The 26824-nt window shown below is 69.7% G+C and carries 22 protein-coding genes; 8 read left to right on the forward strand and 14 right to left on the reverse strand.

The window, feature by feature from the left end:
* Window positions 1-3 precede the first annotated feature (3 nt).
* The 3 genes from AC3RXZ_RS02875 to AC3RXZ_RS02885 all read left to right on the forward strand — a co-directional run bounded on the left by AC3RXZ_RS02875 (window position 4) and on the right by AC3RXZ_RS02885 (window position 4022).
* The gene (locus tag AC3RXZ_RS02875; protein ID WP_243225467.1) at window positions 4-1704 is read left to right on the forward strand and encodes a long-chain-fatty-acid--CoA ligase; all 1701 of its coding nucleotides are present in this window, start codon (window positions 4-6) and stop codon (window positions 1702-1704) included.
* Window positions 1705-1752: 48 nt separating this feature from the next.
* On the forward strand, window positions 1753-3576 hold the full coding sequence (locus tag AC3RXZ_RS02880; protein ID WP_374208918.1) for a DEAD/DEAH box helicase: 1824 nt from the start codon (window positions 1753-1755) through the stop codon (window positions 3574-3576).
* 167 nt (window positions 3577-3743) lie between these two features.
* Window positions 3744-4022, forward strand: coding sequence for an acylphosphatase (locus AC3RXZ_RS02885; RefSeq protein ID WP_243225464.1), 279 nt, complete (start codon window positions 3744-3746; stop codon window positions 4020-4022).
* Between the two features lie 39 nt (window positions 4023-4061).
* On the opposite strand, the gene AC3RXZ_RS02890 is transcribed toward AC3RXZ_RS02885, so the two are convergent.
* From AC3RXZ_RS02890 to AC3RXZ_RS02905, 4 genes are all read right to left on the reverse strand, one after another.
* Window positions 4062-4541 carry a hypothetical protein gene (locus AC3RXZ_RS02890; RefSeq protein WP_243225462.1) on the reverse strand — a complete coding sequence of 160 codons (480 nt, stop codon included), beginning with the start codon at window positions 4539-4541 and terminating at the stop codon, window positions 4062-4064.
* A complete protein-coding gene (ligA, locus tag AC3RXZ_RS02895) occupies window positions 4538-6904 on the reverse strand; it encodes an NAD-dependent DNA ligase LigA (protein ID WP_491493110.1) in 2367 nt (788 codons plus the stop codon). Before ligA ends, AC3RXZ_RS02890 begins: the two co-directional genes overlap by 4 nt.
* A gap of 100 nt (window positions 6905-7004) precedes the next feature.
* The gene (mnmA, locus tag AC3RXZ_RS02900; RefSeq protein WP_283818072.1) at window positions 7005-8102 is read right to left on the reverse strand and encodes a tRNA 2-thiouridine(34) synthase MnmA; all 1098 of its coding nucleotides are present in this window, start codon (window positions 8100-8102) and stop codon (window positions 7005-7007) included.
* Between the two features lie 9 nt (window positions 8103-8111).
* The gene (locus AC3RXZ_RS02905) at window positions 8112-9287 is read right to left on the reverse strand and encodes a cysteine desulfurase family protein (protein ID WP_491493111.1); all 1176 of its coding nucleotides are present in this window, start codon (window positions 9285-9287) and stop codon (window positions 8112-8114) included.
* 93 nt (window positions 9288-9380) lie between these two features.
* On the opposite strand from AC3RXZ_RS02905, the gene glgX reads away from it, so the two are divergent.
* The 3 genes from glgX (at window position 9381) to glgB (ending at window position 15794) form a co-directional block, all read left to right on the forward strand.
* Entirely contained in the window at window positions 9381-11453 is a 2073-nt protein-coding gene (glgX, locus tag AC3RXZ_RS02910) for a glycogen debranching protein GlgX (protein WP_491493112.1), read from the forward strand.
* Window positions 11454-11517: 64 nt separating this feature from the next.
* Complete coding sequence (locus AC3RXZ_RS02915; RefSeq protein ID WP_491493113.1) at window positions 11518-13590, forward strand: alpha-1,4-glucan--maltose-1-phosphate maltosyltransferase; 2073 nt, start codon at window positions 11518-11520, stop codon at window positions 13588-13590.
* Window positions 13587-15794 carry a 1,4-alpha-glucan branching protein GlgB gene (glgB, locus tag AC3RXZ_RS02920; RefSeq protein WP_491493114.1) on the forward strand — a complete coding sequence of 736 codons (2208 nt, stop codon included), beginning with the start codon at window positions 13587-13589 and terminating at the stop codon, window positions 15792-15794. The genes AC3RXZ_RS02915 and glgB overlap by 4 nt, the downstream gene beginning before the upstream one ends.
* Window positions 15795-15815: 21 nt before the next feature.
* Here glgB and AC3RXZ_RS02925 read toward each other — a convergent pair whose 3' ends face one another.
* Both AC3RXZ_RS02925 and AC3RXZ_RS02930 read right to left on the reverse strand, forming a co-directional pair.
* Window positions 15816-16748, reverse strand: coding sequence for a tetratricopeptide repeat protein (locus tag AC3RXZ_RS02925; protein WP_243225442.1), 933 nt, complete (start codon window positions 16746-16748; stop codon window positions 15816-15818).
* On the reverse strand, window positions 16745-18658 hold the full coding sequence (locus AC3RXZ_RS02930; RefSeq protein ID WP_491493115.1) for a DUF8094 domain-containing protein: 1914 nt from the start codon (window positions 18656-18658) through the stop codon (window positions 16745-16747). Before AC3RXZ_RS02930 ends, AC3RXZ_RS02925 begins: the two co-directional genes overlap by 4 nt.
* A 175-nt stretch (window positions 18659-18833) precedes the next feature.
* On the opposite strand from AC3RXZ_RS02930, the gene AC3RXZ_RS02935 reads away from it, so the two are divergent.
* Window positions 18834-19886 carry an AI-2E family transporter gene (locus AC3RXZ_RS02935; protein ID WP_243225438.1) on the forward strand — a complete coding sequence of 351 codons (1053 nt, stop codon included), beginning with the start codon at window positions 18834-18836 and terminating at the stop codon, window positions 19884-19886.
* A 56-nt stretch (window positions 19887-19942) separates the two neighbouring features.
* Here the strand turns inward: AC3RXZ_RS02935 and AC3RXZ_RS02940 are convergent, their stop codons facing one another.
* The 8 genes from AC3RXZ_RS02940 to rpsB all read right to left on the reverse strand — a co-directional run bounded on the left by AC3RXZ_RS02940 (window position 19943) and on the right by rpsB (window position 25914).
* Window positions 19943-20230 (reverse strand): Rv1322 family protein, encoded by a 288-nt coding sequence (locus AC3RXZ_RS02940; RefSeq protein ID WP_243225435.1) that lies wholly within the window; start codon window positions 20228-20230, stop codon window positions 19943-19945.
* A gap of 12 nt (window positions 20231-20242) precedes the next feature.
* Window positions 20243-20950 (reverse strand): aggregation-promoting factor C-terminal-like domain-containing protein, encoded by a 708-nt coding sequence (locus tag AC3RXZ_RS02945; RefSeq protein WP_491493116.1) that lies wholly within the window; start codon window positions 20948-20950, stop codon window positions 20243-20245.
* 48 nt (window positions 20951-20998) lie between these two features.
* A complete protein-coding gene (locus AC3RXZ_RS02950; RefSeq protein ID WP_243226168.1) occupies window positions 20999-21556 on the reverse strand; it encodes a DivIVA domain-containing protein in 558 nt (185 codons plus the stop codon).
* A gap of 28 nt (window positions 21557-21584) precedes the next feature.
* Window positions 21585-22730, reverse strand: a complete 1146-nt coding sequence (locus tag AC3RXZ_RS02955; RefSeq protein ID WP_491493117.1) for a phosphatidate cytidylyltransferase — start codon at window positions 22728-22730, stop codon at window positions 21585-21587.
* A gap of 6 nt (window positions 22731-22736) precedes the next feature.
* Window positions 22737-23291 (reverse strand): ribosome recycling factor, encoded by a 555-nt coding sequence (gene frr, locus AC3RXZ_RS02960; RefSeq protein ID WP_243225432.1) that lies wholly within the window; start codon window positions 23289-23291, stop codon window positions 22737-22739.
* 71 nt (window positions 23292-23362) lie between these two features.
* Window positions 23363-24079, reverse strand: coding sequence for a UMP kinase (pyrH, locus tag AC3RXZ_RS02965; RefSeq protein ID WP_243225431.1), 717 nt, complete (start codon window positions 24077-24079; stop codon window positions 23363-23365).
* Window positions 24080-24172: 93 nt separating this feature from the next.
* Window positions 24173-25000 carry a translation elongation factor Ts gene (gene tsf / locus AC3RXZ_RS02970; RefSeq protein WP_243225429.1) on the reverse strand — a complete coding sequence of 276 codons (828 nt, stop codon included), beginning with the start codon at window positions 24998-25000 and terminating at the stop codon, window positions 24173-24175.
* Window positions 25001-25041: 41 nt separating this feature from the next.
* Window positions 25042-25914: a 30S ribosomal protein S2 gene (rpsB, locus tag AC3RXZ_RS02975; RefSeq protein ID WP_243225426.1), complete on the reverse strand. Its 873-nt coding sequence runs from the start codon at window positions 25912-25914 to the stop codon at window positions 25042-25044.
* A gap of 298 nt (window positions 25915-26212) precedes the next feature.
* Here rpsB and AC3RXZ_RS02980 point away from each other — a divergent pair, with 298 nt between their 5' ends.
* On the forward strand, window positions 26213-26806 hold the full coding sequence (locus AC3RXZ_RS02980) for a murein hydrolase activator EnvC family protein (RefSeq protein WP_243225423.1): 594 nt from the start codon (window positions 26213-26215) through the stop codon (window positions 26804-26806).
* The last annotated feature ends 18 nt before the right edge of the window (window positions 26807-26824 follow it).

Here is a 26824-nt window from a genome sequence, read left to right on the forward strand (position 1 = left end):
CGCATGACGACGTTCGATCCCCCTCGTCCCTGGGTCGCCAGCTACGCGCCGGGCGTTCCCGAGGACCTCGCACCGGTGCAGGGCTCTCTCATCGACATCGTCGCGGCGTCCGCCCGCGACTATCCGGATGCCCCGGCGCTGCAGTTCTTCGGGCGGGAGACGACCTACGCGCAACTGCAGGAGGCGATCGATCGTGCGGCCGCCGGCCTGCGCGACCTCGGTGTGAAGGCCGGCGACCCTGTCGCGATCGTCCTGCCGAACTGCCCGCAGCACATCGTGGCGTTCTACGCCGTGCTCCGGTTGGGCGCTGTCGTCGTCGAGCACAACCCGTTGTACACGCCGCGGGAGCTGCGCAAACAGTTCGAGGACCACGGCGCGAAGCACGCCATCGTCTGGAACAAGGTCGTCGCGACGGTCCAGGAGTTCCCTGCCGACCTCGCCGTGTCGACGCTGGTCTCCGTGGACGTCACGAAGGGGATGCCGCGGCTCACGCAGCTCGCCCTGAAGCTGCCCGTCGCCAAGGCTCGCGAGTCCCGCGCGGCGCTCACGGAGAAGGTGCGCGGGACCATCCTGTGGGAGCGCGTGGTCTCCTCCGATCCCCTGCCGTCGACGCATCCTCGCCCCGAGACCGACGACCTCGCGATCATCCAGTACACGTCCGGCACCACGGGAACCCCGAAGGGCGCGGCGCTCACGCACCGCAACCTGCTGGCCAACGCGGCGCAGTCGCAGTCGTGGGTCCCCTCGATCCGGCGCGGCGACGGATGCGTCGTGTATGCGGTCCTGCCGATGTTCCACGCCTACGGACTCACTCTGTGCCTGACCTTCGCGATGTCGATGGGCGCGCGCCTCGTGCTGTTCCCGAAGTTCGACCCGGACCTCGTGCTCGACGTGGTGAAGAAGCATCCCGCGACCTTCCTGCCGCTCGTGCCGCCCATTGCCGACCGTCTGCTCACCGCGGCGAAGGCGAAGGGCGTGTCGCTCGAGGGCATCGAGGTCGCCATCTCCGGAGCGATGGCGCTGCCGCATGAGCTCGTCGTACCGTTCGAGGAAGCCACCGGCGGCTTCCTCGTCGAAGGCTACGGACTGAGCGAATGCTCCCCCGTCCTGATGGCCAACCCCGTCGCCGAGAACCGTGTCCCGGGCACCGTCGGTCTCCCGCTTCCGGGCACCGAATGCCGCGTGGTCGATCCGGAGGAGCCGACGCGCGACGTCGAGCCCGGAACCGCCGGCGAGCTCGTCGTCCGCGGTCCGCAGGTGTTCTCGGGCTACTACGGCAAGCCGGAGGCGACCGAGGAGGTCTTCGTCGACGGCTGGTACCGCACCGGCGACATCGTCTCGATCGACGAGGCCGGGTTCGTGCGCATCGTCGACCGGATCAAGGAGCTCATCATCACCGGCGGCTTCAACGTGGCCCCGACCGAGGTCGAGAACGCGCTGCGCCAGCATCCCCAGGTCTCCGACGCCGCGGTCGTCGGGCTTCCCAGCGACCACTCCGGCGAGGAGGTCGTCGCAGCCGTCGTCGTCGACGGCGACGAGGAGATCGACGTCGAGGCGATCCGCGACTTCGCCCGCGGCATCCTCACCCCGTACAAGGTGCCGCGCCGGATCTTCCTCGTCGACGAGCTGCCGAAATCCCTGATAGGCAAGGTGCTGCGTCGGCAGGTGAAGGAGAAGCTGCTGGCGCTGACGACCGGCGCCTGAAGGGCACCCTCACAGACAGAGGCCGCCCCGGGGCGCTACCTTTAGGAAGTGACCCCTGAAGACGCAGCGCTGACCGACGCCCCCGAGGACTCCCCCGCGACCCCCGGATTCGAGGAGCTCGGCATCACCGGGCCGGTCCTGAAGGCCATCCGCGATCTCGGCTACGAGACGCCCTCTCCGATCCAGGCCGCGACGATCCCGACACTGCTCGGCGGCCGCGACGTCGTCGGCATGGCGCAGACCGGAACCGGCAAGACCGCGGCGTTCGCGCTGCCGGTGCTGGAGCGGCTGGACGTGTCGCAGAAGTCCCCGCAGGCGCTCGTGCTCGCTCCGACCCGCGAACTCGCTCTGCAGGTGTGCGAGGCGTTCGAGTCCTACGCGTCCCGCATGAAGGGCGTGCACGTGCTGCCGGTCTACGGCGGCCAGGGCTACGGCGTCCAGCTGTCGGCGCTGCGCCGGGGCGTCCACGTCGTCGTCGGCACGCCGGGGCGCATCATGGACCACCTGGCGAAGGGCACGCTCGACCTGTCCGAGCTGAAGTATCTCGTCCTCGACGAGGCCGACGAGATGCTCAAGATGGGCTTCGCCGAGGACGTCGAGCAGATCCTCGCCCAGACCCCCGAGGACAAGCAGGTCGCGCTGTTCTCCGCGACCATGCCCGCTCAGATCCGGCGGCTGGCGCAGCAGTACCTGCGGGATGCCGAGGAGATCACGGTCAAGTCCAAGACCGCGACCAACACGAACATCACCCAGCGCTACCTCGTCGTCTCGTACCAGCAGAAGGTGGACGCGCTCACCCGCATCCTCGAGGTCGAGAACTTCGACGGGATGATCGTGTTCGTCCGGACGAAGAACGAGACCGAGACGCTCGCCGAGAAGCTGCGCGCGCGGGGCTACTCAGCCGCCGCCATCAACGGCGACGTTCCGCAGGTGCAACGCGAGCGCAGCGTGAACCAGCTCAAGGACGGCAAGCTCGACATCCTCGTCGCCACCGATGTCGCCGCCCGCGGCCTGGACGTGGAACGCATCAGCCACGTCGTCAATTTCGACATCCCCACCGACACCGAGTCGTACGTGCACCGCATCGGTCGCACCGGTCGTGCCGGCCGCACCGGCGACGCGATCAGCTTCATCACGCCGCGCGAGCGCTACCTGCTCAAGCACATCGAGAAGGCGACGCGCCAGCAGCCGACCCAGATGTCGCTGCCCAGCACCGAGGACGTGAACAGCACTCGCCTCGCGCGCTTCGACGACGCGATCACGGCGGCGCTCGGCGAGACGGGCCGGATCGAGAAGTTCCGCGACATCATCGACCACTACGTGCGCCACCACGATGTACCCGAGTCCGATGTCGCCGCGGCGCTGGCAGTCGTCGCCCAAGGCGAGACGCCGCTGCTGCTCGATCCGGCGGACGACCCGCTGGCCCGCTCGGTCGAGCGCGACAACCGTCCGCTGCGCGAGAAGAACGCCCGCGAAGCGCGTCCGGCGCGCACCGAACGCCGTGGACGCGGCGACTACGCCCCGTACCGCATCGAGGTCGGCCGGCGCCATCGCGTGGAGCCGCGGCAGATCGTGGGCGCGCTCGCGAACGAGGGCGGCCTGGGTCGCGATGACTTCGGAGCCATCAACATCAAGCCGGACTTCTCGATCGTCGAGCTCCCGGCGAACCTGGACCCTGCCGTGCTCGACAGGCTCCGCGACACGCGGATCTCCGGCCGGCTCATCGAGATCGCGCCCGACCGCGGCCCCAGCGCCCGGCGTGGTGCACCGCGCGATGGCAGCGACCGGTTCGATCGTCGCCGGGACGAGCGCGGTTCCCGCAGCGACGACCGCGACGGCAAGCCGTTCCGCAAGCCGCGGCACAAGGGCTAGCGTCTGAGGCTGTCGCTCGCCGCCGTCGCTGCCCGCGAGACTTGCTCTGCGAGGCGAGACTTGGCCCGCGTGGCTCTGTCTCACCCCGGAGAACAAGTCTCGCGAGTCGAGTAGCGTGGGGTGATGGTGAGCGGCCTCCATGAACTGCGCCACGTGCGCATGTTGACATGACCTCGGTACAGGTGAGCGTCACCGGTCGGGTGCAGGGCGTCGGCTACCGATGGTTCGTGCAGGATCTGGCTTCGGAGCACGGTCTCACGGGCTGGGTGCGCAACCGCCGCGACGGTTCCGTGGAGGCGGAGCTGCACGGCGACCGGGTCGACGTCGAGGCTGTCGTCGGGGCGATGCGAGCCGGTCCCCGGCACGCGCGTGTCGACGCGGTCCAGGTGCGCGAGCTCACTGCGCGACGCGGGCTCGACGGCTTCGAGATCCGCGCGACCGAGTGACCTCCAGCTCCTGCCATGCCGTTGAGCACGAGGAGTCGGTCAGCCACCGACATCCGCCCCGGATCGGGCGAGCTTCGCCGCGACGTCGATCACGGATTCCGGGCGCGCAAGCAACGACCGCTGGGCGGGCGTGCGGATGAGATGATCCAGCAGACGGTGAGCGCCGTCGACGGTCGGCGCCCAGTAGCCGCCCACATGGTGCCTGCTCAGCGGAACCCTCGTGGACTCGCCGTCCACGAGGAGCTCGGCAGCCCCGTCGTCCGGGTCGACATCGAGCATGTCGGCGGTGACCACCGTGACGGCCCCGAGTACGAGCGTGCTCACCAGACCGGGCAGGCGGAATCGCGTGGTCGGTACATCGAGCGTCACGCGCTCCACGTGATCCCACGCGTGCACCCCGCGGCCCTGGGTTCCGTCTCGCAGAATCACCGCATCCGGGGTGAGCCGCAGATGGTGCCGTCCGGGATCTCCGATGACCAGCACCCCGGAGACGGCGATCAACGGGCCGTAGCGCTTCACGCGAGTGCGTCCGGTCCCTCCGTGACGAGGATGTGGAACTGCTCGGCATCCAGGATCCGGATGCCGAGATCCTCGGCCTTCGCGAGCTTCGATCCGGCGCCGGGTCCTGCGGCGACGAAGTCGGTCTTCTTGGAGACGCTCGAGGCCGCCTTGCCTCCGGCCTTGATGATCGCCTCCTGGGCACCCTCTCGCGTGTAGCCGTCGAGAGAGCCCGTCGCCACCACCGTGAGGCCGTCCAGGACTCCGCCCGCGACCACGGCCGCTCCCGGTCCCGGGTGCCCGGGTGTCGTCCACTGCACGCCCGCCGCGCTCCAGCTGTCGACGATGTCCCGATGCCAGTCCACGTCGAACCAGGCCAGCAGCGAATCCGCGATGATCCCGCCGACGCCCTCCACCGCGGCGAGTTCCTCACGCGTGGCCGCACGGATCGCGTCCAGCGACCCGAACCACTGCGCGAGCGCGCGGGCGGCGACGGGACCGACGTGACGGATGTTCAGCGAGACGAGCAGGCGCCAGAGCTCCTTTGTCTTCGCCTTCTCGAGCTCGGCGATCAGCTTCACGGCCGCTTCGGACGGCAGCACCTCTCGGTAATCCTTCCGGATGCCCTGCCGTCGACGCTCCGCGGGGTCCAGGGTCTCGGTCCCGGGAGGATACTGCGCCGGCCCGAGCTTCTGGAACGGCGCACGTCGCACGAACTCGCCGGTCTCCTCGTCGACCTTCGCCTCTCCCGTCTCGCCGTCGCGCACCACCACCGAGATCGGCACGAGGTCTTCGAGCGCCAGGGAGAACAGACCGGCCTCGGTGTCGAGCGGCGCCACAGCAGGCGCTTCTGCTTGCGTGAGCGCCGCGGCGGTCACTTCGCCGAGGACCTCGATGTCGAGCGCGCCACGGGACCCGATGTGCTCGACGCGTCCCCGCACCTGCGCCGGGCAGGAGCGCGCGTTCGGGCACCGGAGGTCGATGTCGCCCTCCTTCATCGGGCGCAGCGGAGTGCCGCACTCCGGACAGCGCTCCGGCATCACGAACTCGCGCTCCGTGCCGTCGCGCTTGTCGACCACGGGGCCGAGCACCTCCGGGATCACGTCGCCGGCTTTGCGCAGCACGACCGTGTCCCCGATCAGCACGCCCTTGGCCTTCACGACGTCCTTGTTGTGCAGCGTCGCCTGGCGCACGACGCTGCCGGCGACATGCGCAGGCTCCATGACCGCGTACGGCGTGGCCCGTCCGGTGCGTCCGACGGACACGACGATGTCGAGGAGCCGCGTCTGCACCTCTTCCGGCGGGTACTTGTACGCGATCGCCCACCTGGGCGCGCGACTGGTCATGCCCAGCTCGTCATGCAGGGCGAGCTCGTCGACCTTCACGACGATGCCGTCCAGCTCGTGCTCGATGTCGTGCCGATGCTCGCCGAAGTACTCGACGAACTCGGTCACCTCATCGATCCCGTGGCACACCTTCGCGTGCGGACTCGTCGGCAGACCCCATCCGGCCAGCAGTTCGTAGACCTCGCTCTGCGCCGTCACTGGCGGGTTCTGCCATGCGCCGATGCCGTGCACGTACATCGCCAGGGATTCGATGCGCAGGAGTCCCGCTTCGAGTTCGAGACCGTCCTTCTTGTCCAGCTGCTGGCGCAGACCACCGCTGGCAGCGTTGCGCGGATTGGCGAACGCCGGGAACCGCCGTGCCGCCGCCGCGCGCGCCTTCTCCTCCTCGAACGGTCTCTTCGCTCCCCTCCGTGCTTCCCAGCGCGCGAGGGAATCCGCGTACGCCCGCTCGCGGAAGTCGGCCTGCGCGGCGTTGAGCCGCTCGAACGCGGCGACCGGGATGAAGACCTCCCCGCGGACCTCCACGATGTCCGGATGCCCTTCGCCGCTCAGGCGTTCGGGGATCTCCGGCAGCCGGAGCGCGTTCTCGGTGACGATCTCGCCGACACGGCCGTCCCCGCGCGTCGCCGCCGAGGTCAGCACGCCCTTCTCGTAGCGGAGATTGATCGCGAGCCCGTCGATCTTGAGCTCCGTCAGCCACGCCACCTCGCGACCAGCGGCGTTCTGCGTCTTCGAGGCCCATTCCCGCAGCTCGTCGACGGAGAAGACGTTGTCCAGACTCAGCATCCGTTCGGCGTGTTCGATCGTGGCGAGCCCTGTCGCCTCGGCCGCTCCGACCATCTGCGTCGGCGAGTCCTGGCCCTGCAGCTCGGGATGCAGGCGCTCCAACTCCTCAAGGCGGTGCATCCAGCCGTCGTAGGTGGCGTCGTCGACGAGCGACGTGTCACGACCGTAATAGGCGTCCTTCGCCTCGAGGATGCGGGTCGTCAGCTCCTCGGCCTCGACACGGGCTTCTTCCAGCGAGATGTTCTCGGGCACAGGTCGAGTCTACGAGCGCGCACCGACATCGCCCGGGTTCTTCGGGGTTAACACGGCGCGGATGTCGCGGAGCGGCGCCCGAGCCGACACGCGCTGGGTCCTACACCCCGACCGGGACCGCCGACACCGTCGTGTCGATCGTGAACTGGCCGAGCACACGGGTGCCGACGTACAGCACGGCCGTCTGCCCCGGCGCAACGCCGTCCAGCGGATGCTCCGGCACGACGCGGACGCCGGCCTCCGACGCGAACGCCTGCGCCGGGACGGGATCGGCGTGCGCACGGATCTGGACCTCGCACGCGAACGCGTCGTCCACCGGCGCGGCACCTGCCCAGCTGAAACGCTCCCCCGAGATCTCGGCGATCGCCAGCGCCTCCTTCGGACCGACGACGACGGTGTTGGACACCGGGCGCACCTCGAGCACGAAGCGCGGCTTGCCGTCCGGCGCCGGAACACCGAGGTGCAGGCCCCGCCGCTGACCGACCGTGTAGCCGTGCGCGCCCTCGTGAGTCCCCACCACCGCACCGGTGCGATCCACGATCTCGCCGGTGGCCGTGCCCACCTTCTCGGCCAGCCAGCCGCGCGTGTCGCCGTCCGGGATGAAGCAGATGTCGTGGCTGTCGGGCTTCTGCGCGACGCTGAGGCCGCGCTCGGCCGCCTCGGCGCGCACGAGCGCCTTGGACGGCGTCGATCCGAGCGGGAAGTAGGTGTGTGCGAGCTGCTCGGCGGTGAGCACGCCGAGCACGTAGGACTGGTCCTTCGCGTTGTCGGACGCGCGATGCAGTTCCAGACCGCCCTCGCCGTCCACGAGCGTGGCGTAGTGACCCGTGCAGACCGCGTCGAAGCCGAGCTCGAGCGCGCGCTCGAGGAGCGCGGCGAACTTGATCTTCTCGTTGCAGCGCATGCACGGATTCGGTGTGCGTCCCGCCTGGTACTCGCTGATGAAGTCGTCGATGACGTCGTCGCGGAAGCGCTCGGAGAAGTCCCACACGTAGAAGGGGATCCCGAGGCGATCCGCCGCCCGGCGGGCGTCCATGGCGTCCTCGATCGTGCAGCAGCCGCGGCTGCCGGTGCGCAGCGTCCCTCCCGCGCGCGACAGCGCGAGGTGCACGCCCACCACCTCGTGGCCCGCCTCGACGGCTCGTGCGGCCGCGACGGCGGAGTCCACACCACCGCTCATCGCCGCCAGGATCCGCATGCCCCCAGTCTACGAGCGGATGCCTGAGCCGGAGCCGGATGCCCGAAGATACGTGTCCGCGATGACGGCGAGCACGGCGTCCACGTCCTCATCCGTCGAGGTCCGCCCGAGCGTGAAGCGCAGGGCGCTGCGCGCGTCCTGCTCGCCGCGCCCCATCGCCAGCACGACGTGGGAGGGTTCCGCGACTCCGGCCTGGCACGCGGACCCGGTGGATGCCGCGATGCCGGCGACATCCAAGAGGAACAGCAGGCTCTCGCCCACCGCCCCGGGAAAGAGCACATGCGCGTTGCCCGGCAGGCGGTCGACGGGGTCCCCCAGGAGCACGGCTTCGGGCACCCGGTCGAGGATGCCCGACACCAGGCGATTCCGCAGCACGCGCAGGCGCTCCGACTCGCCGGCCCGCTCGGCCTCGGCCGCCTCGAGCGCCACGGCGAAGGCGGACGCACCGGCGATGTCCTGCGTCCCGGCACGCAGTCCGCGTTGCTGGGCGCCTCCGCGCAGCAGGGGACCCATCCTCGCGGTGCGAGCCACCACGAGCGCCCCGACGCCGACCGGGGCCCCGATCTTGTGCCCCGCGACGCTCATCGCCACGAGCCCGGACGCATCCGGTGCGCCTCCGCGCAGGCCCCGGAACGACACGTCGACGTGGCCCAGGGCGGCGACGGCGTCGAGGTGCAGCGGCACTCGCGCCTTCGCGGCGGCGCGTGCCAGCGCCGGGGCATCGTTGACCGTGCCCGCCTCGTTGTTCGCCACCAGGGCCGTGGCCATCGCTGCCCCGGGGAGAGCCTGGGTGAACGCCTCCGGATCGATACGCGCCTCGGCCGTCACCGGTACGGCCCGCACCTCGGCTCCGTCGCCCGCGAGCGCCGCCACCGTGTCCATCGTGGCGTGATGCTCGGCATCCGGGAGAACGATCGCGGTGGTCCCGTCCGGACGCGACTGCCAGAGGCCGCGCAGCGCAGTGTTGATCGATTCCGTCCCTCCCGAGGTGAGCACGACCTCGATCGGGTCGCAGCCGAGCACCGCGGCGATGCGCTCACGGGATTCCTCCAGCAACCGGCGGGCGTCCTGACCGGCACCGTGCGTCGACGCGGCGTTGCCGATCACCGACGTGGCATCGATCCAGGCGTCGCGCGCGTCGGGGCGCAGCGGTGTCGTCGCCGCGTGGTCCAGGTAGTGCCGCATGCTTCGATTCTCCCCCGGATTCCGCCACACGGAACGGTGGAACCGAGTCCGGACCGTCATGAGACGGCAACACATCCCGCCTAGGGTGTATTCATGCCCGCGCCCCGTGTGTTCGCCGCCCCCGGCGGCCCCGCTCTCGACGACCTCGGCGTCCGTCTGCACGACGGCACTGCCACACTGCGCATCTGGTCGCAGAACGCGTCATCCGTCGAGCTGGTCGTGTTCGACGAGTCCGACCTCGACTGGGTGACCGACACCGCACCGCTCGAGCGCCGTCCCGGCGGAGTGTGGGAGATCACCACGTCGCTGCTGCAGCCGGGGACCCGCTACGCGCTTCGCGTCGGCGGCCCGCACGGTCCGGGCAACACGTTCAACCCCGAGACCCTGCTGCTCGATCCCTATGCCCGCGGACTCGCGCAGGGCGACGGCTACGAGGAGTGGCGATCGGTCGTCATCGCCGACGGATTCGACTGGGGCGGGGTGACGAAGCCGCATGTGCCCCTGGATCGCACCGTCATCTACGAGGGGCACCTCAAGGGCATGACGAAGCGGCATCCGGGTGTCACCCCGGCGCTGCACGGCACGTACGCGGGCCTGGCTCATCCCGCCATGATCGAGTACCTGCAGTCGATCGGGATCACGTCCGTCGAGCTACTACCGATCCACGCGTTCGTCCCCGAGCCGCGCCTGCTCGAGCGCGGACTCACGAACTACTGGGGTTACAACACCCTGAACTTCTTCACGCCGCATGCCGCGTACGCGAGCGAGGACGCCCGCAAGGAGGGCCCGGAAGCCGTGCTGGCCGAGTTCAAGGGCATGGTTCGGCTGCTGCACGAGGCCGGCCTCGAGGTCATCCTCGACGTCGTCTACAACCACACCTCGGAAGAGGGCATCGGCGGTCCGCGCTCCAGCCTGCGAGGCATCGACAACGCCGGGTACTACCGCCAGCAGCCGGACGGCGCCTATGTCGACACGACCGGTTGCGGCAACACGCTGAACACGGCGACGGACGCCGCGGCCCGACTGGTGCTGGACTCGTTGCGCTACTGGGCGAACGACATGCAGATCGACGGCTTCCGCTTCGACCTGGCCACCGCCCTCGGACGCAACGCCCGGCACGAGTACGACCGGGAGCATCCGCTTCTGCGGGCGATCCTGGACGATCCGGCGCTGCAGGACGCGAAGATGATCGTCGAGCCCTGGGACGTCGGCCTGGGCGGCTGGCAGACCGGCAACTTCCCGGACGGGTTCCTGGAGTGGAACGACCGCTACCGCGATCGCGTCCGCAACTTCTGGCTCAGCGACATCGACTACGCCCGTCGGGCTTCGGCGCCGGTGGGCATCGGCGGGTTCGCGACGCGGCTGGCCGGTTCCTCGAACACGTTCACGGAGGAACGGGGCCCGCTCGCGAGCATCAACTTCGTCACGGCGCACGACGGGTTCACCCTGAACGATCTGGTCTCCTACGACGTCAAGCACAACGAGGCCAACGGCGAGAACAACCATGACGGCGCCGACATGAACCGCGCCTTCAACCACGGCGCCGAGGGGCCGACCGACGATCCGGCGATCCTCGCCGCCCGCCGCAAGGCCATGCGGAACATCCTCGGGACGCTGCTGCTCTCCGCCGGCATCCCGATGCTCACCGCCGGGGACGAGACCGGCCGCACCCAGCGCGGCAACAACAACGCCTACGCCCACGATTCCGCCCTGACCTGGCTGTCCTGGGAGCACGAGCCGTGGCAGGAGGATCTGCGCGCGCACGTCGCCGCGCTGACCCGATTGCGTCGCGAGAACCCCGCGCTCCGGCCCAGCCGCTACGCCCGGCTCGGCGAGCACATCCCCAACGCGAGCGTCATGGACTGGTACGACCAGAACGGCGAGACGATGGAGCAGCAGCAGTGGACGGATCCGGGGAACCGGACGCTGCAGTACGTCGCGGCGTCCACTCCGGAGTCGGAGGAGTTCAACCGCATCCTCCTGATCGTCCACGGCACGGAGGCGCCGATCGACGTGACCCTCCCGGACGCCATCGAGGACGCGACCCGATTCGTGTCCCTGTGGTCCAGCGCCGACGAGCATCCGGATGCCGAACCCCGCGTCCTCGCGCCCGGTGACGTGCTGCCGATACCGGGCACCTCGATGCACCTGTTCCGGGTGGAATGATCGGGGGTCCGACCCCGCCCGTCACCGGCTGTCACACGCGCTCTCGGAGCGGTACATTCGGGTTATGGCCGCACGCACGGTGACCCGTTCCGAGGCTCTCCGGAGTCCCGCCCAGATCCCCCTGCGGCACGCGAGGCCGACCGCTGTCGCCGAAGGAGTGCGCACCGGCCGCATCCCGCTGTCGGACCCGCGTCCGTCGGTGCCCGGGGGATTCCACGCGAAGGCGTTCGCGGGCGAGGTCGTCCCGTTCCGCGTCATCGCATTCCGGGAAGGGCATGATCGGATCGGCGTTCACCTCCGCCTCACCGCACCGGACGGCACCGAGTCACTGCATCGGCTGACTCCGCTGCAGGACGGTACCGACGAGTGGCAGGTGCTCATCGCCCTGGATGCCCGCGGAACCTGGCGCTACCGCTTCGAGGCGTTCGGCGACGATTTCGCGACCTGGGCTCACGCCGCCGCCGTGAAGATCGCCGCCGGTGTCGACGTCGCCGTGATGACCGCGGCCGGTGCGGAGCTGTTCGCCCGCGCCGCCGCCGAGAAGGACCGTCCCGCCGCCGAGCGGCGCCGGCTGGCGGCAGCGGCCTCCGACCTGGGCCGCGCCGACGCCGCAGGCGCACTGGACACCGCGACCAGCCCCGAGTTCTCCCGGCTGTTCGCGCAGCGCCCGCTGCGTTCGCTGATCTCCGCGACGGAGCTGCAGAGCGTGCTCGTCGAGCGCGAGCGGGCCGGCGTCGGTGCGTGGTACGAGTTCTTCCCGCGTTCGGAGGGCGCGAAGCGCGCGGCCGACGGCCGCATCGTCTCGGGCACGTTCCGTACCGCCGCGAAGCGCCTCGCCGCCGTCGCGGACATGGGCTTCGAGGTCGTCTACCTGCCGCCGATCCATCCGATCGGACGCACGCACCGCAAGGGCCGGAACAACACGCTGCATGCGGGTGACGACGAGCCCGGCTCGCCGTGGGCGATCGGCGGCGCCGAGGGAGGGCACGACGCCGTCCACCCCGACCTCGGAACGCTCGCGGACTTCCGTGCCTTCGTCCGCTCGGCGCATACGGCCGGCCTGGAGGTCGCGCTCGACCTCGCGCTGCAGGCCTCCCCGGACCATCCGTGGGTCGCCGAGCATCCGGAGTGGTTCACGACGCTTCCGGACGGTTCCATCGCGTACGCCGAGAATCCGCCGAAGAAGTATCAGGACATCTATCCGATCAACTTCGACAACGACCCCCAGGGCATCTGCGCCGAGGTGCTGCGGATCGTCGAGCACTGGATCGCGCAGGGCGTGCGGATCTTCCGCGTCGACAACCCCCACACCAAGCCGCTGTGGTTCTGGGAATGGCTCATCGCGCGCGTGACCGACCGGCATCCCGACGTCGTCTTCCTCGCCGAGGCGTTCACGCGCCCTGCCCCGCTGCGCGCCCTCGCCGGGGCGGGCTTCCAGCAGAGCTACACGTACTTCACCTGGAGGAACACGAAGGCCGAACTCGAGGAGTTCCTCACGTCGCTCGCGTCCGAGACGGCGGACTACCTGCGGCCGAACCTCTTCGTCAACACCCCGGACATCCTCACCGAGTACCTGCAGTTCGGCGGCCGGGCGGCCTACCGCGTCCGCGCGGCGCTCGCCGCGACCGCAGCGCCCGTCTACGGCGTCTACGCGGGGTACGAGCTCTTCGAGAACATCGCGCGGCCGGGGTCCGAGGAGAACATCGACAACGAGAAGTACGAGTACAAGCTGCGCGACTTCGCCGCAGCGGAACGCGACGGCGACTCCCTCGCCCCGTTCCTGCGACGCCTCAACGAGATCCGGCGGGCGCACCCCGCGCTCCGGCAGCTGCGGAACCTATCGGTGCACTGGAGCGACGACGACGCGGTGCTGGTGTACTCCAAGCATCTGGACGCGGCCTTCACGGGCACGGGCGCGCCGGACACCATCCTCGTCGTCGCCAACGTGGACCCCCACTCCGTGCGCGAGACCACCGTCCATCTCGACACACGGGTGTGGGGCATCGAACCCGGCGACGCGTTCGATGTGGAGGACCTGATCACGGGTCAGGTGTGGACCTGGACGGACCACGATTACGTCCGGCTCGACGCCTTCGCCGAGCCGGTGCACATCCTGGCAGTGAAGGAGCGATCATGAGCTTTGTCGAGGACGTCGCAGCCACCGAGGACTGGAGCCAGATCGCCGCCGGGGCGCACCATGCGCCGCATGACGTCCTCGGCGCCCATCCGATGACGGATGCCGCCGGACGCACGCTTACGACCATCCGGGTCCGTCGGCCGCTGGCGGAGACCGTGAGCGTCGTGTTCGCAGACGGTCAGCAGCTCGCGCTGACCCATGCCGCGCACGGCATATGGGAGGCGCGGCACGAGGGACCTCCGGTCGCCTATCGCATCGCCACCCTGTACGCCGGGGAGTCGGAGACCGTCACGGGTGATCCGTACCGCCACCTGCCGACCGTCGGCGAGCTCGACCTGCACCTGATCGCCGAGGGCCGGCACGAGCGTCTCTGGGAGGTCCTCGGTGCGCACCCGCGAGCGCACGGATCCGAACTCGGCACAGCGTTCGCGGTGTGGGCGCCCAACGCCAGGGCCGTACGGGTCGTCGGCGATCACAACGGCTGGGAGGGCTCCGGTCATCCGATGCGCTCCCTGGGGGCGAGCGGCGTCTGGGAGCTCTTCGTCCCGGACGTCACGATCGGGACGCGGTACAAGTACGAGATCCTCACCCGGGACGGCCGCTGGATCCTCAAGGCCGATCCGATGGCACAGGAGGCGCAGACACCTCCCGAGACCGCGTCGGTCGTCACGGCATCCGCGCACGTGTGGCAGGACGGCGCGTGGATGACCAGGCGCGCCGCCACGCATGCCGTCGCTCAGCCCATGTCGGTCTACGAGGTGCACCTCGGATCCTGGCGGGAAGGGCTCGGATATCGCGAGATCGCCGCCCCCCTGATCGAACACGTCAAGACCACCGGATTCACGCACGTGGAGTTCATGCCGCTGGCCGAGCATCCGTTCGGGGGTTCCTGGGGGTACCAGGTCAGCGGCTACTACGCGCCGACCAGCCGGTTCGGATCTCCGGACGATCTGCGGTACCTCATCGACCGTCTGCACGGCGCCGGGATCGGCGTCATCCTCGACTGGGTGCCCGGTCACTTCCCGAAGGACGCGTTCGCACTCGCCCGGTTCGACGGCGAAGCGCTGTACGAGCACCCCGATCCGCGCCGCGGTGAGCATCAGGACTGGGGAACCCTGATCTTCGACTACGGCCGCCCCGAGGTCCGCGGCTTCCTGGTCGCCAATGCGCTGTACTGGCTCGAGCAGTTCCACGTCGACGGCCTCCGTGTGGACGCGGTCGCGTCCATGCTCTACCTGGACTACTCGCGCAAGGACGGCGAATGGGAACCGAACGTCCATGGCGGACGGGAGAACCTCGAAGCCATCCGGTTCCTGCAGGAGGCGAACGCGACCGCGTACCGCCACCATCCGGGGATCGTCATGATCGCCGAGGAGTCCACCAGTTTCCCGGGCGTCACCGCGCCGACCGAGCACGCCGGCCTCGGCTTCGGGTTCAAGTGGAACATGGGCTGGATGAACGACTCGCTGCTGTACATCCAGCGCGATCCGGTGCACCGTTCACATCACGAGGGCGAGATGACGTTCTCGTTCGTGTACGCGTTCGGCGAGAACTACGTCCTCCCGATCAGTCACGACGAGGTCGTGCACGGCAAGCGGAGTCTGCTGGCCAAGATGCCGGGTGACCACGCGCACCGTCTCGCGAACGCCCGCGCCTACCTGGCCTACATGTGGGGCCACCCGGGCAAGAACCTGCTGTTCATGGGCCAGGAGTTCGGTCAGCTCTCGGAATGGTCCGAGTCGCGGGAGCTGGACTGGTGGCTACTGGAGCAGCCCGCGCACCGAGATCTGCTCGGCTTCGTCGGCGCCCTGAACACGACGTATCGCGCGCAGGCGCCGTTATGGGAGAGGGACGGCGACGCCTCCTCGTTCACGCGCCTCGGCGGACCGTCCTGGGATCCGAACGTGATCGCGTTCGAACGGCGCGACGCGCACGGCGGCCGCCTCGTCGTCGTCAGCAACTTCGCCGGAGTCACGCGCACGGCCCTGCCGCTGATCTTCAGCAGGGAGGGCGTCTGGCAGGAGGTCCTCAACACCGACGCGGCGGAGTTCGGCGGCCACGGCGTGGGGAATCTGGGAATGGTCGTGGCGCACCCCGCGGAGGACGGGGGATCCCCGGTCGCCGCGATCACGCTGCCTGCCCTCTCGACCCTGTGGCTGCGTCACCAGCCCGAGCCGCACGTGCCCACCGTGTCGCACGGCTGACACGGGCACGCGCCCGATCGGTCAGAACAACAGCGACGACAGCCGGTTGCGCGCGTTCACGACGCGCGGATCCGCGGCCCCGACGAGGCCGAAAAGCTCGACCAGGCGCTCGCGAACGACGGCGCGCTCGTCGCCGGAAAGGGTCGCGAAGAGGTCGAGCAGACGATGGAACGCGTCCTCGACGTGCCCGCCCGCGATGTCCAGATCCGCGACCGCGAACTGCGCGGCGACGTCCTGCGGAGCGGCGGCTGCGGCATCCCGTGCCTGCTGCAGGTCCAGACCCTGCACGCGATCGAGCAGCCGCACCTGGCCGAGACCGGCGCGGGCGTCCTCGTCACGCGGATTCTCCGCGAGAGCCTTCTCATAGGCGCGGATGGCCGTCGCATAGTCGCCGCTCTCGATGGCGGCGAAGGCCTCGGCATGCAACGGAGGAAGCGGCGGCTCTTCCGCGGTCTCCTGAGGGGCGGACTCCCCCACGGCCAGCGTGCCCGTGACGCCGTTCTGGGCGGCGAGCTGGAGGAGCTGATCGAAGACCTGACGGACCTGTTCCTCCGGCACCGCACCCGTGAACATCGGCACGGGCTGTCCCGCGACGAGCGCGACGACCATCGGGATCGACTGGGCGCGGAACCCCTGCGCGAGCTGCGGGTTCGCGTCGACGTCCACCTTGGCGAGCACGACCCGGCCGGCGAGCTCCTGCGTGACGCGCTCGAGGATCGGGCTCAGCTGTTTGCACGGACCGCACCACTCGGCCCACAGATCGACCACGACGGGCACGGTGCGGGAAAGCTCGAGGACCTCACCGAACGTCTCGTCGGTGACGTCGCGCACAAGCGCACCGTCGGCCGCGGGGGCCGGCGCCCCGGCGGTGCCTTCAGTCGGCGCCGCGGGGCGGTTGCGCAGCGCGGACAGGTCGACGGCGCCGCGCAGCGCGGCCGCAGAGATATCGCTCACTTGATCACTTCCACATCGAGGATGTCCTGGTGCACGGCGAGGAGGCGGATCTGCTCACCCGAGACCTGCGTCGGCACAGAGAAGAACAACTGCATGCTGTAGGTCGTCTTCACGCCCTTGGCGGACTGGTCGACGCCGGTCAGCGCCTTCGCCACCGGGTCGTCGCGGAACCGGATGTCCACGCCGGGTTGGGTCGGCGTGATCGTCTCGCTGTCGAGCACGGACACCGCGACGATCGCGCCGCTGTCCAGCGTCGCCATCGCGACGGGCTCCTCCGTGCTCGGGTCCATCCCGAACTCAGCCTTGGACGTCTCGGCCGCATCGTTCTCCGCGAGGCCGTCCACGACTGTCTTCCGGCTCTCCTGGATCTGGGTCGCGAGCGTCAGCGCCCCCTCGTCGAAGAGGTCGTACGACGCGCTCTTCTCCCCCTGGTCGACGACATCCGAGAACGCCGTCGCCAGCTCGTCCGGCGCGACCGCGAGGAACGTGATGTCCGGCGGCACCAGAGTCGTCCCGGCCCACGCCGGCGCGAGCTCCGGGAGCTCGACGGACGCCTGCATCTCGGCGAGGTAGGAGACCTTGTAGTTCGACCACGGATCCTGCTGCGTCATGGTGAGGATCACGGGAGCGGCGGCCTCGTCCTCGGTGCTCTTGGAGAGCATGAGGACCGTGCGCGGCCAGGCGTCCGTCGCCTGGGGCAGCAGGATCTCCACCTTGTCGGTCGGGATCACCGCCGGAGCGGGTCGGTCGGCGATGGCGCCGCGGAGGGCGTAGTCCGTGCGGCGCGCGGTGAGCGCGGCTCCGTCCAGACGGGTCGCCGCCGCGTCGATGTCGACCTCGGCGTCCGCCGTCGCGACCGTGTCGGAGATGCTCTGCAGGATCCGCGCCGCCTGAGCCTCGGTGACCGCCGGGGGCTTCTGATTCTCCGGCGCGATCACGGTCGGGGTCGGCGACGGGGTCGCTGACTCGGCACCGAACTGCGGCCATGAATCGGCCGAGCAGCCGGTCGCGACCACGGCGGCCAGCGCCAGGGCGGGGATCGCGAAGCGGCGACGACGGGCGGAGGCCACACGACGGGCCTTTCCCTCCCCCTTCGCCGGCTGCTCGTCCTGGGCGTCGGGCTCGGTCGTCGCCTCCTCGGCCGTCGGCGCCTGCTCGATGGCGTCCTTCTCCGGGACCCTGTCGATCGCGACGTCGATCGGCTCGGTCGCGGGAAGCGGACCCGGCCCCTTGCGTCGCGGCCCTCGGCCGCGACGCTGGTGACGGATGGCGAGGATGTACAGCACGATGCCCGCCGCGAGCACCACCGCTCCTGCGGCCATCAAGGGCCCCGCCAGCGGGGTGGAGTTGTCCAGCGGCCACGAGACGACGAGATCGTCCGGTGCCGGCTCGGTGCCGTCGCGTGCGATGAGGATGCTCGTCCCCTCGGGCAGCTGCATGTCGGTGATGATCTGGTCCTGCTCGCTGAAGGAGTCGAGCCACAGATCGGACCCGGCCGGGTTCCGTCCCGGCGTCTCCTCGGCCGCGGCGTCCTCGGTCGGCTCCGGGGTCGGCGTCGCGCCGTCCGCCTCGCCCTCCTCGGCGGCCTCCGGCTCGACGATCGTCGTCACCGGAGCGCCGTCCTCACCGAGCGTGATCGCGTTGTAGGTCGCGTCCGACAGCCATGCCTCCATGTCGGCGGTGCGGCCGTAGGCGGCGAAGAGCTCGCCGTCCCCGCGGATGATCAGCGTCTGCAGGCCCGCCTGCGTGCGCAGCACGGCGCCGTCGATGAGGGTGTAGGGCTCCGGCTGCGAGGTCTCCAGCACCAGCTCCTCGCTGGATGGCCCCATGAAGAGGGTGCGCTGAGCGATCCCCGCACCGATCAGGAGCGTGGCCAGGACGAAGGCCACGACGGCCCATACGAATCGCACGAAAAGATCTCCTTACGTGATCCGGTCCGATGCCGGATCATCGCTCGACGTTTCAGACTAGCGAAATCACCTGAGTGTTGTCCCAGGCGCGTTCGCGCAGGCTCACCGGCAGGTCTGCACGGGCGTCCGTCGTCGACTGACTACGCTGGCCTCACCCGTTCTGCGAGGAGCCGTCATGAAGTTGCACAACCCGTTCCGCACGGCGCTGGTCGCGACGCTCGGCGTCGGACTCGGCATCCTGCTCATCGGCAGCGTGCAGACGCTGTCGACGGTGCTGCTGTACGTCGGAACCGCGTTGTTCATCAGCCTCGGGCTCGATCCCGTCATCTCCTGGCTGGAGCGGCGCAAGCTCCCCCGGTGGCTCGCGGTGCTGGCGACGATCGTCGCCGTGCTCGGCGTGTTCGCCGGCATCGTGCTCATCGTGCTGCCGATCATCATCTCCCAGGTCTCCCAGCTGATCGAGCAGATCACGCAGCTCGTGCAGCGAAGCAACGACGTCTGGGGAGACCTGCGCGACTGGCTCGGAAGCGTCTTCCCCGCTCTGGACATCGACCGCATCCTCACCGAGGCGCAGAACTGGCTGCTCGCGAACGTCGGAAGCATCACCGGCGGGGTCATCAACGCCAGCCTCACGGTCGTCAACGGCCTCTTCGGCGCGTTCATCGTCCTGATCCTCACGATCTACCTGACGGCGTCGACGCCGTCGCTCAAGCGGTCGGTGTACCAGCTCATCCCGGCGTCCAAGCGTCCGCGCTTCATCGACCTCGCCGACCAGATCACCGACTCCGTCGGGTACTACGTCATGGGTCAGGTCAGCCTCGGCGTCATCAACGGCGTGCTCAGCGCCGTCTACCTGTCGATCATCCAGGCGCCGTTCCCCGCCGTGCTCGCGGTCGTCGCGTTCTTCTTCTCGCTCATCCCGCTGGTCGGGACCCTGACCGGGTCCACGATCATCGTGCTGACCTGCCTCATCCCCGGTCTCGGCTCCCCCGCCACGGCGATCGCCGCCGGGATCTACTACCTCATCTACATGCAGATCGAGGCGTACGTGATCTCGCCGCGCATCATGAGCCGCGCCGTGTCCGTCCCCGGTGCCGTGGTCGTGGTCGCGGCTCTCGCCGGCGGCTCGCTGCTCGGCCTGCTGGGCGCACTGATCGCGATCCCTGTGGCCGCCAGCATCCTCATCATCTACCGGCAGGTCGTCATCCCGCGCATGAACGAGCGGTGATACCGGCGGGGCTGCGAGACTCCCCCGTCAGGAACGCAGCCCTCGGATCCCGAGGGTCATCCGAGCCTCCAGCAGTGGGTGTGCCAGTGCCTCCGGGCGGCCAGGTCGGCCGCGTCCCCCAGGACGCCGTCGCCGCGCCAGGCGACCAGGTGCGCCACCCCCGGTGAGATCGGACGGCCGCACCCCGGGCAGACGTACTCCTTCTGCGCCTGCAGCGCCGAGACGGGCTGGATCACCCATTCCTGACCACGACGGGTCTCGGTGCGCTTCCATCCCGCGAGGAGGCGGTCGAAGGAGTCGTCGGTGCTGGAGCGCTCCTGGCGCCTCTTACGGGATCGGGGCATGGCGGGACGGCGTCACCACCAGTGGTTGCTGCGCCAGAAGTTGTACGCGCCTTCCCAGCTGCCGTAGCGCCCCGTGGCGTAGCCGTTGCCCCAGCGCAGGTTGTCCACCGGGTCGTATCCGTTCCCGGGCACCTTGCTGCAGGGCAGCGCCTGGACGAGACCGCACGCGCCGGACGACGAGTTCGTCGCGTTCGGATTCCAGCCGCTCTCCTTGGAGACGATGTAGTCGACGAATCCCCAGTCGCTCTCGGCGATTCCCGCCGCGGCCATCCACTCGGCGGGCGAACCCCCGCCGGTGTACTTCGGACGGCTCCCGCTGCTGCTGCCGGAATCCCCCGAGCCCGAGGAGGAGGCCGTCTCCGGGGTGGGCGTCGGAGTCGGCGTCGGGGTGACGTACACGTCGTAGGAGCCCCGCTCGACGGGAGCGAAGGTGGATCCCTCCACGGTCACGCGCAGATCCTGGGAGTCCTCCGCGGCCAGCGAGAACACTGTGGTCTGCGCCTGCGCGGACTCGGACGGATCGGCCAGCGCGAAACCGGTCGGGGCCACGATGGCAGCGGCGAAACCCACCACCGCGACGGAGGCGAGGGCACCGGCGACCCCACGGCGCCGCGACCAATGCGCCCGCGCGGGCGCGGGCCGGGAGGAAGGGGCGACGACGTCGGAGCGAACCGGAGCGGTGCGCGCGACGACCTGATCAGACTCGTGGGATGAAGTCACAATAGGCCCAGTGTAGACCAGGGCGTCCTGGAGACACCATGAGAACGCTCAGCGAACGGCCAGCATGACCTCGATCGTCGCGTCCAGCAGGGCGTCCACCTGCTCCTCGCGGTAGCCTCCGCGCTGCATCCGGAAGGCGGCGGACCGGAGCTGCTCGACCGACAGCTCGTCTCCGTCGCGCAGGTAGCGGACGATGCGGCGCGCGACGTGGTCGACCTCCTCGGCGCGGTAGCCGAAGGTGAGCCAGCCGACGCGCGCGAACTTGTGCAGCTTGGGGCGCGCCAGGTGGTCGAGGATGACCTGAGCCTCCGCCCTCGCCTGCTCGACCCAGGCGGTCGCCCCTTCGGTGCGCACGGCCCGATCGCGGACCCGGGCGGCGAAGGCGTCCTCGATCCGGCCGAGAGCGGCGTCCACCTCGCCGACGACGTAGCCGCCGCGCACCAGCGGGAACGATGCGACGCGGACGTCCTCGGCGGACAGGGCATCGTCATCCCGCTCGAAGCTGGCCTTGGCCGCTTCGAGGAAGGTGTCCACAGCGGCCGGGTGGTACCCGCGGGTGCGCCCGGTCGTCAGGGTGAATGCCGACGGCGCCGGCCTGTTCTGCACGTCTGTCACGGTCACCAGCGTATCCGGCTCATCCGAGACTCACCCACGGCGACAGCAGGAAGTACAGGCACAGCGCCGGGATGGTCGACGGCAGGATGCTGTCCAGGCGGTCGAGCAGGCCGCCGTGGCCGGGCAGCCACGAGCTCATGTCCTTGATCCCGATGTCGCGCTTGAGCATCGATTCGGCGAGGTCGCCGAGCGTCGCGGAGAGCAGGACAGCCGCTCCCAGGATCACGCCGGCCCACCACGGCATCTCCAGCAGGTACAGCGCCAGCAGCACGCCCGCGCCGACGGCGGCGACGACGGCACCCGCGAAGCCCTCCCAGGTCTTCTTGGGGCTGATCCGCGGCGCCATCGGGTGCCGGCCGAATGCGAGACCCGACGCGTAGGCGCCCGTGTCGGCCGCCACGGCGATGATGATGAAGCCGAGGACCCACAGCTCCCCGCCCTCCTGGGAGAGCAGGATGAGCGCGATGCTCGCGAGGAACGGGACGTAGACCTGGATGAATCCGGCCACCACCACGTCGCCGAGCACGTCTCCGTACGTGCGGCCGTCCTGCGTCATCATCTGCGCCACGAGGCGCCAGACGATGACGACGGCGACCGCGGCGAACAGCGCGACCCAGCACAGCCACGGCTCGGCGAAGTACCCGGCGAGCACGAGCGGCGTCCCCACCACGAGCTGCGGAACGAGGTCGACGCGCCGACCGGCTCCGCGCAGCGCGAGACCGAGCTCGTAGATGCTCAGCAGCGCGATCGCCAGCACGATCGGCACGAACAGCCACTTGATGAACAGCAGCGACCCGAGCAGCACCGCCCCCGCAGCGAGACCGATGAGGATCGCCACGATCAGGTCGCGCCCGGTGCGCTCCTTGATGCGCTCGTTGGCCTGATCCAGCTGGTCGCGCGCGTGCGAGACGTGGTTCTCGAACTCGCCGCGTGCCGCGCGCCACTGCTCGCGGATCGCGCTGTGCTCCCCCGTCGACGCACGCTCGGTCGCGGGCACCCGCGCGCCGTCCGGCTCGACGGGAAGCGGCGGCTTGGGAGGCACCGCCTGTGCGTCGAACCCGGGGAACGCGCTGTCGCTGAGCGGCACGGCGGCCGCGTCGCGCTTGCGAGCGCTGCGCCTGGTCGGCGCCTCGTTCGGCGGCGTTCCCCCGGATTCGTCAGTCATTCCCGCTCACACCTCGAGCAGCTCGGCCTCTTTGCGCTTCAGCGCCTCATCGATCAGGTCGACGTGCTGACGCGTCAGGGCGTCCAGTTCCTTCTCGCCGCGGGCGATCTCGTCCTCGCCGACATCGCTCTTGAGCGCGTCCAGCTCGTCCTTGGCCTTGCGACGGATGCCGCGGACGTGGACCTTGGCGTCCTCGCCCTTGGAACGGACGAGCTTGACGTACTCCTTGCGGCGCTCCTGCGTGAGCTCGGGCATCGTGACGCGCACGATGTTGCCGTCGTTGGACGGGTTCGCGCCGAGGTTCGGCATGTCCCGGATCGCCTGCTCGATCGCCTTGAGCGCCGACTTGTCGTACGGCGTGATGATGAGCGAACGCGCCTCGGGGTTGGCGAGCGAGGCGAGCTGCGCCAGCGGCGTCGGCGACCCGTAGTAGTCGACCATGACCTTCTGGAAGAGCTGCGGGTTCGCCCGCCCCGTGCGCACCGTGGCGAAGTCCTCCTTCGCGGCTTCGACCGCCCTGGTCATCCGGGTGGTGGTATCTGCGAGGACGTCCGCGATCACGGCGACTCCAATCGTCTGGGGTGTTCTGGCAATTCTATCGGGGCGGATGCCGCGGCACCCGCGTGCGACGCTCAGGCGGTGACGAGCGTTCCGATGGTCTCTCCGAGAAGCGCGCGCGTGATGTTCCCGGACGGCTCCATGCCGAACACCCGCATGTCCATGCTGTTGTCCATGCAGAGGCTGAACGCCGTCGAATCGACGACCTTGAGTCCGCGCTGCAGCGCCTCCCGATACGTCACGCGGTCGATGCGCGTCGCCGAGGCATCCTTGTTCGGGTCGGCCGTGTAGATCGCGTCGACGCCGTTCTTGGCGACGAGCACCTCCTGTGCGCCGATCTCGAGGGCGCGCTGAGCGGCGACCGTGTCGGTCGAGAAGTAGGGCAGACCGGCGCCGGCCCCGAAGATCACCACGCGCCCCTTCTCCATGTGGCGCTCCGCGCGCAACGGGATGTACGGCTCAGCGACCTGGGTCATCGAGATGGCGGACTGCACGCGCGTCGCGGCGCCGGCCTGCTCGAGGAAGTCCTGCAGAGCGAGGGCGTTCATGACGGTGCCGAGCATCCCCATGTAGTCCGCGCGTCCGCGGTCCATGCCGCGCTGGCTGAGCTCCGCTCCGCGGAAGAAGTTCCCTCCGCCGACCACGACTGCGATCTCGACCTCGTCCACTGCCGCGGCGATCTCCCGGGCGATCTGGCTGACGACGTCGGGGTTGACACCCAGCTGACCGGCACCGAATGCCTCGCCGGAGAGCTTGAGAAGGACGCGGCGGCGTCCGGTGCGTTCAGTCATGGGTGAAATCCTCTCGTCCCGAATTCAAGATAGTGCCTCGCGGGCATGAAGAAGGGGTTCGGACCCTCACGGATCCGAACCCCTCCGACGTCGTTACGCTCCGACCTTGAAGCGCGCGAAGTCCGTCACGGTGATGCCGGCGTCCTGCGCGACCTTGGCCACGGACAGCTTGTTGTCCTTGGCGTAGTCCTGCTCGAGCAGAGCGACCTGCTTGAAGAACGCGGTGACGCGGCCTTCGACGATCTTCGGCAGAGCCGCCTCGGGCTTGCCCTCGTTGCGGGAGATCTCGGTGACGATCTCGCGCTCCTTCTCGACGTCGGCCGCCGGGACGTCCTCGCGGGACAGGTACGACGGGTTCGCGAACGAGATGTGCTGGGCGATGCTGCGAGCGGTCTCGGCGTCGTCGCCCGAGTAGGCGACGACCACGCCGATCTGCGGCGGCAGGTCCTTGCTGGTGCGGTGCAGGTAGACCTCGAAGTGGTCGCCGGTCAGCGTGCGGACGCGGCGCAGCTCGACCTTCTCGCCGATGATGGCCGCCTCGTCGGAGATCAGCTGGTCGACCGTCTGGCCGCCGGCGTCGGCCGCGAGCGCCTCCTCGACCGTGTTCGCCTTGACGGCGGAGACGGCGTCGGCGACCTTGTCGGCCAGCGCGATGAAGCGGTCGTTCTTGGCGACGAAGTCGGTCTCGCAGGCGAGCTCGACGAGCGTCACGGCGCCGTCCTGCTCGCGAGCGACGACCAGGCCCTCGCTGGTGGAACGGTCAGCGCGCTTGGCGTTGCCCTTCGCACCCTTCAGGCGAAGGATCTCGACGGCCTTCTGGACGTCGCCGTCGGCCTCCTCGAGCGCCTTCTTGGTGTCGACCATTCCCGTGCCGAGCTGCTCACGCAGCGCCTTGATGTCGGCGATGGTGAAGTTGGCCATGTGTGGTGGCTCCTTGCTTCGTGATGTGTGTGTTCGCGGGATTACTTGGCGTCTGCGGCCGCGGCGTCCTCGGCCGGAGCCTCGGTCGACTCGGCGGCGGGAGCCTCGGCGTCGGCGGCCTCAGCGGCGGGAGCCTCGGCGGCGGCGTCCGCGTTCTCCGCAGGAGCCTCGAGGAGCTCGCGCTCCCATTCGGCCAGCGGCTCGGCGTCGCCCTGCTCGGGGTTGTGCTTCTGCTGCAGGCCCTCGGCCGCGGCATCCGCGATGATGCGGGTCAGTAGCGAGACGGAGCGGATCGCGTCGTCGTTGCCGGGGATCGGGTACTGGAAGTCGTCCGGGTCGGCGTTGGTGTCGAGGATGCCGATCACCGGGATGCCCAGCTTCTTGGCCTCGTCGATGGCGAGGTGCTCGCGCTTGGCGTCGACGACCCACAGAGCGGAGGGGGTCTTGGCCAGGTTGCGGATTCCGCCCAGCGACTTGTGCAGCTTGTCCAGCTCGCGCTTCTTGAGCAGGAGCTCCTTCTTCGTGAAGCCCGACGCGGCCGGGTTCTCGTAGTCGAGCTCCTCGAGCTCCTTCATGCGGGCGAGACGCTTCGCGATGGTGGAGAAGTTGGTGAGGAGGCCGCCCAGCCAGCGCTGGTTGACGAACGGCTGGCCGACGCGCGTCGCCTGCTCGGCGAGGACTTCCTGCGCCTGCTTCTTGGTGCCGACGAAGAGGATCGTGCCGCCGTGCGCGACCGTCTCCTTGACGAAGTCGTAGGCCTTGTCGATGTACGACAGGGACTGCTGCAGGTCGATGATGTGGATGCCGCTGCGCTCCGTGAGGATGAAGCGCTTGACCTTCGGGTTCCACCGACGGGTCTGGTGTCCGAAGTGCACGCCGCTGTCGAGCAGCTGGCGGATGGTGACCACAGCCATGGTCGTCTCCTTGTTCTGGCGTTCGCACGCCGTTGAGGTTGCTTCGCCGATCGGTCGATCGTCGATCCTGGTGCCCGGCGCACACCCACCCGTTCTGCGAACGGGACCTGCGGGAGTGGATGCCGCGACCGAAGTCGCTCTGGGCACGCGTAGTCACCCCGGAATCGAGGTGCGGGTTCCAGTGTACCCGATCCGGCCGCGACGACTCGCCCTGCACAGGCCGCGTTCTTCCTGCGGATCATGCACTGATGCGGGGATCGTGCTGACCGGTCGAGCCCCGGTGTCCCACGATGGGGTGATGACACTGCGACCGCATCGCCGACGCCTCCGCAGAGTGTTCGTCGCATCCATCGTGCTGGTCCTCGCACTGGGAGCGGCCTCCCCCGCCGCCGCAGCGGGCGGGCCGGCCGGCGGCGCTGACGCACCCGCCCGGTCCCGGGATCCGGGCACGGCGACGGACGAAGCTCCGGATGCGGCGGCGGACTGGCTCTGGCCGACCGCCGGTCCTCGGTCCGTGCTCGAGCCGTTCGTCGCGCCCGCGCACGAGTATGGACCGGGACACCGCGGCATCGACATCGCGGTCGACGACGGCCGGGTCCGGGCACCGGCGGACGGAGTGGTCGCCTTCGTCGGCACGGTCGTGGACCGTCCGCTGATCACGATCGACCACGGCGGCGGGCTGGTCACCACCTTCGAACCCGTCGCGTCGGACCTCGCTCCCGGTGCGACGGTCCGTGCCGGCGACGCGATCGGCACGACGGCCGGCGGCGGGCATGCAGCCCCCGGGTCACTGCATGTCGGACTGCGCCTGCACGGAGTGTACGTGGATCCGATGGCCATGTTCGGGCCGGTGGAACGCGCGGTGCTGCTGCCGTGCTGCGCACCGCTGTGACGGCGCGCGCACGCGGCA

This window comes from Microbacterium cucumeris, assembly GCF_058349845.2.